Raw genomic sequence first — 11,252 nt, 5'->3', positions numbered from 1 at the left:
CAGTGGGCCGCTGCTCAGCCGGCCGGCGGCAGCAGGGTGGGGGCCACGTCGTCGGCCCGGACGTCGATGGCCGCCGCGTCGGCCACGTACCGGTCGGTGGCCACCTCGATCAGGCGGCCGTCGCGGGTGGCGCTGGTGCGGCTGACCTGGAGCAGCGGGCTGGAGCGGCGGACGTTCAGCAGCCGGGCGTCGTCGCTGGAGGCGGCCACCGCCTCGATCCGGTGGTCGCCGAGCAGCACGTCGACGCCGGCGGCGTCCAGCGCGCCGAAGACCGACGGGGCGTCGTCCGGCAGGGCGTCGATCACGGCGGCCACCCAGGGCGCCCAGGTGGAGCGCTCGACCATGACGGCCCGTCCGTCCAGCGTCCGCACTCGGGTGAACCGCAGCACCTCCTCGCCCAGCCCGATCCCGAGCAGCCGGGCCTCCCCCGCCGTGGCGCCGCCGCGCCCGCGCTGCACGATCCGCCCGCTGGCCTCCCGGCCGTGCTCGGCGGCCCACCGCGAGAACGCCCGCATCTGACCGACCGTCTGCGCCCGGTGCCCGCTCTGCACCACCCAGCCGGAGTTCGGCCGCGAGACCAGCACGGCCCGCCGGGCCAGCGCGGCCAGCGCCGTCCGCACCCGCGCCCGGGTCGTCCCGTACTCCCCGGCGAGGGCCTGCTCACTGGGCAGTTTGGTGCCGGTGGGGTAGCGCCCGTCGGCTATCCGCCGCTCGATCTCGGCCGCGATGGCCGCCGGCTCGTGGGCTGGTCCGCGCGCTGTTCCCTGCGCCGGCTCGTGCGCTGGTCCGTGGACGGAGCACATCCTGCACCCTGCATCCTGCTGACGACGGGTTGGCTTTACCGGGAGATTACCCGATCGCGCGCAGGAGGCCCCGGGCCGCCCGGGAGGGGACCCGGGCGGCCGGACCCGGATCGGTGGGGGACGGCGAGCCGGAGGGGTGGCTCGGCCGGGCGACCCGGGGCGGGGCACGGCCAGCTTGGCGCGAGTGACGGAGGGTCGTCAAGATATTTGCATAATTAATGCCAAGGGCTAGGGTGGCGCGCATGAGCGACACCAGTGGACGATTCACCGGCCGGGTGGCGGTGGTGACCGGCGCGGCCGGCGGCATCGGCGCCGCCACCGCGCGGCGATTGGCAGCCGAAGGAGCGGCGGTGATCGCCGTGGACCTCGCCGACCGGGCCGGGCAGGCGATCGTCGCGGAGATCGAGGCGGCCGGCGGCCGGGCCGAGTACCGGCACGGCGACGTGACCTCGGCGGCGGTCTGGGCCGACCTGGCCGAGCACGTCCGCACCCGGTACGGCCGGCTGGACGTCCTGCACAGCAACGCCTACGCCGTGGTGGTCAAGCCCGCGCACGAGCTCTCCGAGGCCGAGTGGGACGGCCAGTTGGCCGTCACCCTCAAGGCCTCCTGGCTGGCCGTCCGCGCTCTGGCCGACCAACTGCAGGCCGCCGAAGGCGCGTTGGTGCTCACCTCCTCGGTGCACGCTCTGATGGGGCTGCCGGGCCACCCGGCCTACGCGGCGGCCAAGGGCGCGCTCTGCGCGCTCGGCCGCCAGCTGGCCGTGGAGTACGGGCCCCTGCTGCGGGTCAACACCGTGCTGCCCGGCCCGATCCTGACCCCCGCCTGGGACCGGGTGGACGCGGCGGGCCGGGCCGCCAGCGTGGCCGGCACCGTGGTCAAGCGCTTCGGGCGCCCCGAGGAGGTGGCCGCCGCCGTGGCCTTCCTCGCCTCCGCCGAGGCCTCGTACATCACCGGCACCACCCTGGTGGTCGACGGCGGCTGGTCCGTGCTCAAGGACTCGGCGTGACCGCCCGCGGCCTGCACGGGCAGGCGGTGGAGATCATCGGCGGCCGGATCGTCGACGGCGCGTACCCCGAGGGCGCACCGATCCACCCCGAGCAGTTGGAGCAGGAGCTCGGCGTCAGCAAGACCGTGGTCCGCGAGGCCCTGCGGGTGCTGGCGGCCAAGGGGCTGATCGCCTCCAGGCAGAAGCGCGGCACCTTCGTGCGCCCGCGCGCCGACTGGCGGCTGCTCGACAGCGACCTGCTCCGCTGGCAGGGCCAGGGCGTGCCGGCCGAGGGCTTCCTCGACAACCTCGCCGAGGTCCGCGCCATCGTCGAACCGGCCGGCGCCCGGCTGGCCGCCCAGCGCCGGGACGAGGCCGATCTCGCCGCCCTGGACGAGGCGTTGGCCGCGATGGCCGAGGCCGGCGCGGACGGCGCGGCCCTGGTCGAGGCCGACCTCCGCTTCCACCGTGCCCTGCTCGCCGCCGCCCACAACGAACTCCTCACCCGGATGGAGGTGGTGATCGAGACCGGTCTGCGGGTGCGCAACGACCTGGTGCACGGCGCCGACTCCTGGGCCGACTCCCTCCCCGCCCACCGCGCCGTCCTCACCGCCGTCCGCGCGCAGGACCCGGAGGCCGCCGAGCAGGCCGTGCACCGCCTGCTCGCCCAGGCCACCGCCGACCTGCACCGACTGCTGCACGACGAGGAGGGGAGGTGAGGATCACCGGGCTGGAGACCTTCCTGGTCGCGCCGCGCTGGCTCTTCCTGCGGGTGGCCACCGACGAAGGGGTGGTCGGCTGGGGCGAGCCCGTGGTGGAGGGCCGGGCCGAGACGGTGCGGGCGGCCGTGCACGAGCTGGCCGACTACCTGATCGGGCAGGACCCGCTGCGGATCGAGCACCACTGGCAGGTGCTCACCAAGGGCGGCTTCTACCGGGGCGGCCCGGTGCTCTCCAGCGCCGTGGCCGGCATCGACCAGGCGCTCTGGGACATCGCGGGCAAGACCTACGGGGTGCCGGTGCACCAACTGCTCGGCGGGGCCGTGCGCGAGCGCGTCCGGGTCTACGCCTGGATCGGCGGCGACCGGCCCACCGAGGTGGCCGAGCTCGCCCGGGCCCAGACCGAGGCCGGGTTCACCGCCGTGAAGATGAACGGCTCCGCGCAGCTGCGCGCCATCGACACCCCCGCCCGCACCCAGGAGGTGCTCGACCGGGTCGCCGCCGTCCGCGAAGTCCTCGGCGAGGAGCGGGACATCGCGATCGACTTCCACGGCCGGATGTCCACCGCGATGTCCCGTCGCCTGCTGCCGCTGCTCGAACCGCTGCACCCGCTCTTCGTCGAGGAGCCGGTGCTGCCCGAGCACTCCCGCGAGCTGCGCCGACTCGCCGACTGCAGCTCCGTGCCGCTGGCCACCGGCGAACGGCTCTACTCCCGTTGGGACTTCCGCGAGGTGCTGGGCAGCGGGATCGCGGTGGCCCAGCCCGACGTCTCGCACGCCGGCGGCATCTCCGAGGTCCGCCGGATCGCCGCCCTGGCCGAGCTGCACGACGTCTCGCTCGCCCCGCACTGCCCGCTCGGCCCGATCGCCCTCGCCGCCAGCCTCCAACTCGCCTTCACCACGCCCAACTTCCTGATCCAGGAGCAGAGCCTGGGGATCCACTACAACCAGGGCCACGACCTGCTCGACCACCTGCTCGACCCGACCCCGTTCCGCTTCACCGAGGGCCACGCCGCCCTCCCCACCGGCCCCGGGCTGGGCATCGAGATCGACGAGGCCGCCGTCCGCCGGGCCGACGCCGTCGGCCACCGCTGGCGCAACCCGGTCTGGCAGCACGAGGACGGGTCCTTCGCCGAATGGTGACCCACCCCCTCCACATCGCCACCGACTTGGCCCACGGCGGCCGTTGGACCTCGCTGCGCGCCGCCGGACGCGAGTGGCTCTGGCACCGGCCCGACCCGGCCCGGGCCGGCGTGCGACCCGGCGACGCCTTCGTGGACGCGGGCGGGCTGGAGGAGTGCCTGCCCACCGTGCGCGGCCTGCCCGACCACGGCGACGCCTGGTCCCGCCCCTGGCACCGGTCCGGCGAGGACGACCTGCTGGTCACCCCCGACTACACCCTCCGCCGCCGGATAGCCCACAACTCCCCCACCACCACCGTCTCGTACGAGCTGCGCGCCACCCCGGGCTACCGCTTCCTCTGGGCCGCGCACGCCCTGCTCGACCTCTCCCCCGCGGCCCGGCTGCTCGCCCCGGCCGGCACGCCCACCCGGCTCTTCCCCGAGGCCGCGGAGCTGCTCGCCGCCCCCTGGCCGCCCGGGGCCCGGTACCGCACCGGCCCCTGGCCTGCCCCCTGCGGCCTCCCGCTGGAGCGGCTCGGCCCGGCCGACGGCACCGCCGTCGGGGCGATCCTGACCGACTGCCCCTCCGTCACCGTCCAGGACGGCGCCGACCAGCTCACCCTGACCCTGCGGGCCGAGGCCGGCACGCCCTGCTCCGTCGCCCTCTGGCGCAACCTCGGCGGCTTCCCGGCCACCGCCCCCTACCGCAGCATCGGCGTCGAGCCCATGCTCGGCCGGGTCTTCGACTTGGCCGAGGTCGAGGCCGGGGCCGAGGACACCGGGCCCGACGCCGCCACCGTCCCCGCGAGCGGCGTGCTGCGCTGGGAGCTCGATCTCACCGCCACCAGCCACCCCGACCAAGAGGGCCCACCCGCGTGAACCTCGCCGAACTCCCCTGCCGCACCCTGGCGATCGTGCGCGGCCGCGACCGCGAGGCCGCCCTCCGCACCGTGCTCACCCTCGCCGAGGAGGGCCTCACCGCGAGCGAGGTCTCGCTCACCACCGCCGACGCCCTCTGGGTGATCGAACGGGCCCGCCGCAGCCTCGGGCCCTCGGCCCTGCTCGGCGCGGGCACCGTGCTCACCGCCGCCGACGCCGCCCGGGCCGCCGAGGCCGGGGCGAGCTTCCTGGTCACCCCCGGCATCACCGACACGGAGAGCCGACTCCCGCACCTGATCGGCGCCTTCACCCCGACCGAGGTGATCGAGGCCGGGCGCCGCGGCGCGCTGGCCGTCAAGCTCTTCCCGGCCTCGCTCGGCGGCCCGGCCTACCTGAGCGCCCTGCGCGCGCCCTTCCCCGAGGTGCCGTTCCTCCCGGTCGGCGGGGTGGACGCGGCCTCCGCCGCCGCCTACCTGGCCGCCGGCGCGGTGGCCGTCGGCGTCGGCTCCCCGCTGATCGGCGACGCGGCCGACGGCGGCGATCTCGCCGCGCTGCGCACCCGCGCCGCCCACTGGCGCGCGGCCCTCACCGAGGCAGCCGCGAGATGAACCGACACTCCCGGGAAGGAACCACCGTGGACCACACACCGCACCACCCCGAGGTGGTCACCTTCGGCGAGACCATGGCCGCCCTCCGGGCCACCGGGCCGGTGCGGCTCGGCGCGCCGATGGCGCTCTCCGTCGCGGGCTCCGAGGCCACCGTGGCGATCGGCCTGGCCCGGCTCGGCCACCGGGCGGGCTGGGTCGGCCGGGTGGGCGAGGACGAGTTCGGCGAGCTGGTGCTGCGCACGCTGCGGGCCGAGCGGGTGGACGTCCGGCAGGTGCGGGCCGACCGCGAGGTGCGACCGACCGGGCTGCTCACCCGGGAGGACCGGCTCGGCGGGCTGGTGCGGGACGTGGTCGGCGCGGGCGACGCCTTCGTGGCCGGCTACCTCTCCGGCCTCCTGGACGACCTCCCCCCAGCCGCCCGCCTCGAACGCGCCACCCTCACCGGCGCGTTCGCCGTCGCCACCCCCGGCGACTGAGAGGGCCTGCCCACCCGCACCGACCTCCCCCTCCTCGACGCCCCGGCCGGCACCACCCTGCGCTGAGCCCGGCCGCGCGCCGAAGACCGCCGGCCCGCCGGAAATCGACCTGCCCTCGGCTCGCCCGTGCGACAGGATGTCCGCTTGCCACCGTGGCGAGTTGTCATACCGACGAGCGAAGGGCAGCCCGTACATGCCGCAGCCGAGCGCCGCACCGCCGACCCCCCTCACCGCCGAGCTGATCGCCGACCTGGCCGCCGCCGTGACCCCGGCCGTCTCACCGGACGGCCGACTGGTCGCCTACGGCGTGCTCGCCCACGGCCGCCAGGACAGCGGCCGGGACGGCGGTCGCAACGGCGGCCCGCAGGGGTCGATCCTGATCGGCGCCGCCGACGGCAGCACGCCCCCGCGCGAGCTCACCGACGGCACGGCCGACGACCTCGCCCCGAAGTGGGCCCCCGACTCGGCCTCGCTCTACTTCACCTCCGACCGCGCGGAGCCCGGCACCCCCCAACTTCACCGGATCCGGATCCGCATCCACCCGGACGACGGCTCGAACTCCGGCCCCGACTCCGGCCCGGACTTCGGCCCGGACTTCGGCCCGGACGAAGCCCTGACCACCTGGCGCGGCGGCATCGCCGACCACCACCCGCTGCTCGACGGCCGCACCGTCGCCCTGCTCGCCGCCGACGAACCCACCGCCGAGCAGGAGCGCCGGACCGCCGAACGGGAGGACGCCAAGGTCTGGGGCCGGCACCTGCCCGTCACCCGGCTGCGCCTGCTCGACCTGGCCACCGGCGCGCTGCGCACCGTGACGGGCCTGGGCGACCGGCACGTGGTCGAGGTGGCCCAGCGCCCGGACGGCGGGCCGCTGGCGGTGCTGAGCTGGTCCACCGCCGAGCTCGGCCCCGGCGTGCTGACGGCCGAACTCCACCTGGTGGAACCGGAGTCGGGGGCCGTCCATGACCTGGGCCCGGTCGGGGCCGAGGCGCACTCCCCGGTCTGGTGGCGGCACGAGGACGGCTGGCACCTGGCCCACCTGGCCGTGACCCCCGGAGAGCTGATCGGCGGGCTCGCCGTGCTCGACACCGTCCCACCGGCGAGCGGCCCGGTGCCCGAACACTGCAACCTCACCGCCGAGTTGACCGTCTGCCCGGCCGAGCTCGCCCAGGTCGCGGACGGCCCGCCGCTCGCGCTGTTCGCCGACGGACTGGACACCGCCCTGCACCGGCTCGACCCGGCGACCCTGCGGTTCCGCCGACTGTCCCACCACCCGGGCCTACTCACCGGGGTGAGCGCGAGCCGCTCCGGCGAGACCCTCGCCCTGCTGGCGAGCACGGCGTACGCACCCAAGGAGGTCCACGCCGGGCCCACCGGGGGCCCGTTGACCCGGCTCAGCGACACCGCACCGGAGCTGCGCGGGGTCGGTTGGGGAGTGCAGGAGCGGCTGGCCTACCGGGCCGCCGACGGGCTCCCGCTGGACGGCCTGCTGATCCTGCCGGTCGGCCGCACCCGGGAGGAGGGCCCGTTCCCGCTGGTCACCCTGGTCCACGGCGGGCCCTACGGCCGCCACGCCGACGAGTTCGCCCTCACCGTGGTGGACTGCGGCCAGTGGCTGGCCACCGCCGGGTACGCGGTCTTCCTGGCCAACCCGCGCGGCGGCTCGGGGCACGGCCACGAGTTCGCCGCCACGGCGGCGGGCGCGGTCGGCGGCGCGGAGTGGACCGATGTCCTCGGCGGGATCGACCACTTGGTGGCCGAAGGGGTCGCCGACCCGGCGCGGCTGGGCATCTCGGGGTGGAGCCACGGGGGCTTCCTGGCGGCCTGGGCGATCGGCCGCACCGACCGATTCAAGGCCGCCGTGATGGGCGCGGGCATCAGTGACTGGGGCATGCAGGCCGGCACCGGCGACTGGGGCCTCCTCGACGCCGCGCTCGGCGGCAGCACCGGCTGGGAGGGCCCGGGCCCGCACCGCCACGACCGGCAGAGCCCGATCTCCTACGCCGCCGCCATCCGCACCCCGGTGCTGATCCTGCACGGCGAGGAGGACACCAACGTGCCGCTGAGCCAGGCGATCCACTTCCAGCGCGCCCTGCGCCACTTCGGCGTCGAGCACGAGCTCCGCGTCTACCCCCGCGAGGGCCACGGCCTCCGGGAGCGCGCCCACCAGCTCGACGCGCTCCGGCGGATCCACGCCTGGTTCGACCGCCTGCTCTGACGGCGCCTGCCCCGGGCAGGGCGAACCATCACGACGACCACCCGTTCGAGTGAACGGAACGGTCCGGATCTCCGGCGACAGATCGACATGTCGCCTGCGGGAGCCACTCGTTGGGGGCACCGGCTCGGCGTGTCCCCGCATCCGGCTGCCGCGGTGCGCTCTGCTGGAGGCTCCCGACCACCGATCCGCTGGAGGTACCCGAATGTCCGTCACCACCGCTTTCTCCGTCGAGGGGATGAGCTGCGGCCACTGCGAGAAGACCGTGAGCCTCGGCCTGGCCGCGCTGCCCGGGGTCACCTCGGTGACGGCCGACGCCAAGGCCGGCCTGGTCACCGTCGCCTCGGAGGGCGACCTCGACGAGGCGACGGTGCGCGGCGCGGTCGACGAGGCGGGCTTCGCCCTGGTCGGCCGCGTCTGACCCACCGTGGGCCCGGGCCCCCGACCGCCCGGGCCCACCCGTCCTCGACTCAGGGCTGCACGGTGTCCTGGTACTGGTCCTTGGGGGTGGCGATCGCTGTCACGGTGGCCGCGTCCAGGGTGGGCAGTGCGCTTCCCTGGTGCCAGCTGCCGGTGACGGTGACCCAGCTGTCGGCCGCCGGAGCCGGGGCGCCGTGCACGGCGACCCCCACCACCTTGGCGTCGGCCGCGCAGCAGGTGACGATCAGTCGGCTCAGCCGCCAGTCGGCGCCCTCCTTGGGCGTGACGAAGCCGGTCAGCCGGACCGTCCGACCGCGCAGCGAGGCGTTGGCGTCCCAGACCGCCCGCGAGCCGTAGTCGCTCAGGGTCAGGGTCAGTGGGCCGGTCGCGGGCAGCGGCGGGAAGGAGGTGCGCTTGGCCACGGCGCCCGAGCCGTCCCGGGCCACGGTGTAGGAGCCGAGCGCCGGCGGGGCGAAGAGCAGCAGCATCACGGCCGGGGCGATCAGCAGCCAGGCCGAGCGCGGCCCGGCGGCGCCGTGCCGGTGGCCTTCCCCTTCGTGGTGGTCGTGTGCCGCCGGGCCGCCCCGGTCGCGGACGGCGGCGAGCAGGCCGAGGGCGACCAGCAGCAGGCCGGAGGCGATCAGCACCGGCCGCAGCCCCGCCTTGACGTACCGCAGGTAGAGCTCACTGAACAGGCTGACCCGCAGCACGGCGCCGCCGACCAGCAGCAGGATCGAGGCCTGGAGCAGCCCCGGGAGGTGCGCGCGCAGCCGGTTCACAGCAGGACTCCCCCGACCAGGGCACTGGCCAGCACGGCCGCGCCGAAGGTGGCGGCGCAGAACCGCGCCGCGAAGGACCGGCCGAAGGTGCCCGCCTGGAGCGCGATCAGCTTGAGGTCGACCATCGGGCCGACCACCATGAAGGTCAGCCGGGCGGTGAGCGAGAAGCCGCCGAAGGAGGCGGCCACGAAGGCGTCGGCCTCCGAGCAGATCGAGAGCAGCACGGCGAGCGCGCCGAGCAGCGGCACCGCGAGCCAGGGCGAGCCGGCGAAGGTCTCGAGCACCGAGGGCGGCACGAGGATGTTGAAGGTCGCGGCGGCCGCCGCACCGAGCACCAGGAACCCGCCGGCGTGCAGGAAGTCGTGCTGGAGGGCACGCAGGAAGGCGTCGATCCGCCCGCCGGCCCGGGCGGCCGGGGCCCGGCCGGGCAGCTTGAGCCACTCCGGGCGGCCGAGGCGCAGCCAGAGCCAGCCCATCGTCACCGAGCAGCCGAGCGAGGCGAGCAGCCGGGCGGCCACCATCTCGGGGTGGCCGGGGAAGGCGATCGAGGTCGCCACCAGCACCACGGGGTTGATCGCGGGAGCGGAGAGCAGGAAGGCGAACGCGGCGGCGGGGGCCACCCCGCGCCGGATCAGCCCGGCGGCCACCGGCACCGAGGCGCACTCGCACCCGGGCAGCACCGCCCCGGCCACCCCGGCCACCGGCACGGCGAGCACGGGGTTGCGCGGCAGCAGCCGGGTGAGCACCCGGTCGGGCACCAGGGCGCTGACGGCGGCCGAGACCAGGGTGCCGAGCAGCAGGAAGGGCACCCCCTGCAGCACCACGGCGGCCAGCACGGTGCCCCAGGCCTGGAAGGCGGCCACCCCGACCCGGTGCACGAAATCCGGCACCACCTGGGAGAGCGCGAAGCCCACCACCACCAGACAGACCGTCACCTGCCAGGCGGTGCGCAGCACTTCGCCGGCCCGGGAGCGCTCCGCCACGGGCAGCGCGGCCACCACCGGGGGCGGCGGCCCGGGCCTGGTCCGGGTGGTCTCCTCAGTCACGGCCCCTCGGTTTCCGCGTTCCCGCTGCCGGTGTGCCCGCTGCCGGCCAGCGGAGATCGGGCGCACTCTAGCGCAGGAAGATCGCGGTGCCACGAGCGGTCAGCGGGGCTTTACCGTCCCTTGCCACGGGCCGGTGGGCAGGCCATGATCACCCGGACAGACCGACCGCCGTACCAGGGGGAACCACCGGATGACCGCGCTCCAGCCCGACGAGATCACCCGCATCGTCGAGGAGACCGCCCGCCTCACCACCGACTTCTACGTCTTCCCGGATGTGGGCGTCGAGACGGCCGCCGTGCTCGGGGACCGCCTCGCCGCCGGGCGCTACGCCGAGGTGACCGACGCCGAGCAGCTCGGCGCGCTGGTCACCGAGGACCTGCAGTCCGTCAACGGAGACCGCCACCTGCGCCTGAAGTTCCACCCGTACGAGGTGCCGGACGTGAAGGACGGCGCGCTGATGACGGAGCTGACCCGGAAGGCCGAGACCTCGCTCGGCGGGGTGCCGCGGGTGGAGCGGCTGGCGGGCGGGGTGGCGGTGCTGAAGCTCGCGCCGATCCTCTTCCCGCTGAGCATGACGGCGGACACCCTGACGGCCGGGCTCAACCTGGTGGCGGGCGCCGAGGCGCTGGTGCTGGACCTGCGCGAGTGCGTGGGCGGGGACCCGAACACCGTCGCGTACATCTGCGGGTACCTGTTCGACGAGCCGACCCACCTCAACACGCTCTACGACCGCGAGACCGAGACCGAGCGGGACTACTGGAGCCCGCCGCACGTGCCGGGCCCGCGCTTCGGCGGCGGCAAGCCGCTGGCCGTGCTGACCAGCCGGGCCACCTTCTCGGCCGGCGAGGAGCTGACCTACGACCTCAAGCAGCTGGGGCGTGCCCTGGTCTACGGCGAGCGCACCGGCGGCGGGGCCAACCCGCGCCAGGGCTTCACCGTCCACCCCCACCTGGAGGCCACCATCCCGGTGGCCCGCGCGATCAGCCCGGTGGACGGCACCAACTGGGAGCTGACCGGCATCGCCCCGGACGTGGAGACCGAGCCGGCCGAGGCGCTGGAGGCCGCCCACCGCGCCCTGCTCGCCGAGATCGCGGCGAGCGACTCGGATTCGCTCTCCGCCGCCGAGGCGCGCGAGATCCTGGCGGGCACCGCCGCCGACCTCGGGACGGCGACGGACCCGGTCTGACCCCTGTGGGTCCGC

Annotated in this window: 11 protein-coding genes and 1 pseudogene; 9 read left to right on the top strand and 3 right to left on the bottom strand. The window is 75.7% G+C overall.

Features of this window, described 5'->3' with window-relative positions:
* Nucleotides 1–14: 14 nt before the first annotated feature.
* Nucleotides 15–803 carry a GntR family transcriptional regulator gene (locus CFP65_RS32940; protein ID WP_104819608.1) on the bottom strand — a complete coding sequence of 263 codons (789 nt, stop codon included), beginning with the start codon at nt 801–803 and terminating at the stop codon, nt 15–17.
* Between the two features lie 242 nt (nt 804–1,045).
* Between CFP65_RS32940 and CFP65_RS32935 the strand changes: the two genes are divergently transcribed.
* The 8 genes and pseudogenes from CFP65_RS32935 to CFP65_RS32900 all read left to right on the top strand — a co-directional run bounded on the left by CFP65_RS32935 (nt 1,046) and on the right by CFP65_RS32900 (nt 8,227).
* A complete protein-coding gene (locus CFP65_RS32935) occupies nt 1,046–1,810 on the top strand; it encodes an SDR family NAD(P)-dependent oxidoreductase (RefSeq protein WP_104819607.1) in 765 nt (254 codons plus the stop codon).
* Complete coding sequence (locus tag CFP65_RS32930; RefSeq protein WP_104819606.1) at nt 1,807–2,508, top strand: FadR/GntR family transcriptional regulator; 702 nt, start codon at nt 1,807–1,809, stop codon at nt 2,506–2,508. Before CFP65_RS32935 ends, CFP65_RS32930 begins: the two co-directional genes overlap by 4 nt.
* Entirely contained in the window at nt 2,505–3,650 is a 1,146-nt protein-coding gene (gene dgoD / locus CFP65_RS32925) for a galactonate dehydratase (protein WP_104819605.1), read from the top strand. The genes CFP65_RS32930 and dgoD overlap by 4 nt, the downstream gene beginning before the upstream one ends.
* Complete coding sequence (locus CFP65_RS32920) at nt 3,644–4,507, top strand: hypothetical protein (protein WP_104819604.1); 864 nt, start codon at nt 3,644–3,646, stop codon at nt 4,505–4,507. Before dgoD ends, CFP65_RS32920 begins: the two co-directional genes overlap by 7 nt.
* Entirely contained in the window at nt 4,504–5,115 is a 612-nt protein-coding gene (locus tag CFP65_RS32915; RefSeq protein ID WP_104819603.1) for a bifunctional 4-hydroxy-2-oxoglutarate aldolase/2-dehydro-3-deoxy-phosphogluconate aldolase, read from the top strand. The genes CFP65_RS32920 and CFP65_RS32915 overlap by 4 nt, the downstream gene beginning before the upstream one ends.
* A pseudogene (locus CFP65_RS32910) lies at nt 5,112–5,657 on the top strand (PfkB family carbohydrate kinase). The gene CFP65_RS32915 and the pseudogene CFP65_RS32910 overlap by 4 nt, the downstream one beginning before the upstream one ends.
* A 94-nt stretch (nt 5,658–5,751) precedes the next feature.
* The gene (locus CFP65_RS32905) at nt 5,752–7,809 is read left to right on the top strand and encodes a prolyl oligopeptidase family serine peptidase (protein WP_254552697.1); all 2,058 of its coding nucleotides are present in this window, start codon (nt 5,752–5,754) and stop codon (nt 7,807–7,809) included.
* Between the two features lie 202 nt (nt 7,810–8,011).
* Nucleotides 8,012–8,227: a heavy-metal-associated domain-containing protein gene (locus CFP65_RS32900; protein WP_104819601.1), complete on the top strand. Its 216-nt coding sequence runs from the start codon at nt 8,012–8,014 to the stop codon at nt 8,225–8,227.
* Nucleotides 8,228–8,276: 49 nt separating this feature from the next.
* Here CFP65_RS32900 and CFP65_RS32895 read toward each other — a convergent pair whose 3' ends face one another.
* Together CFP65_RS32895 and CFP65_RS32890 are read right to left on the bottom strand one after the other, a co-directional pair.
* Nucleotides 8,277–9,005, bottom strand: coding sequence for a TIGR03943 family protein (locus CFP65_RS32895; RefSeq protein ID WP_254552696.1), 729 nt, complete (start codon nt 9,003–9,005; stop codon nt 8,277–8,279).
* Nucleotides 9,002–10,051 carry a permease gene (locus tag CFP65_RS32890; RefSeq protein ID WP_371682486.1) on the bottom strand — a complete coding sequence of 350 codons (1,050 nt, stop codon included), beginning with the start codon at nt 10,049–10,051 and terminating at the stop codon, nt 9,002–9,004. The genes CFP65_RS32895 and CFP65_RS32890 overlap by 4 nt, the downstream gene beginning before the upstream one ends.
* Nucleotides 10,052–10,241: 190 nt before the next feature.
* On the opposite strand from CFP65_RS32890, the gene CFP65_RS32885 reads away from it, so the two are divergent.
* Complete coding sequence (locus CFP65_RS32885) at nt 10,242–11,237, top strand: S41 family peptidase (RefSeq protein WP_104819600.1); 996 nt, start codon at nt 10,242–10,244, stop codon at nt 11,235–11,237.
* The last annotated feature ends 15 nt before the right edge of the window (nt 11,238–11,252 follow it).

This window comes from Kitasatospora sp. MMS16-BH015 (genome assembly GCF_002943525.1).
Taxonomy (GTDB): Bacteria; Actinomycetota; Actinomycetes; order Streptomycetales; family Streptomycetaceae; genus Kitasatospora.
The sequence above is the reverse complement of the archived record's forward strand: the minus strand, read 5'-3'. Positions and strand labels throughout refer to the sequence as shown.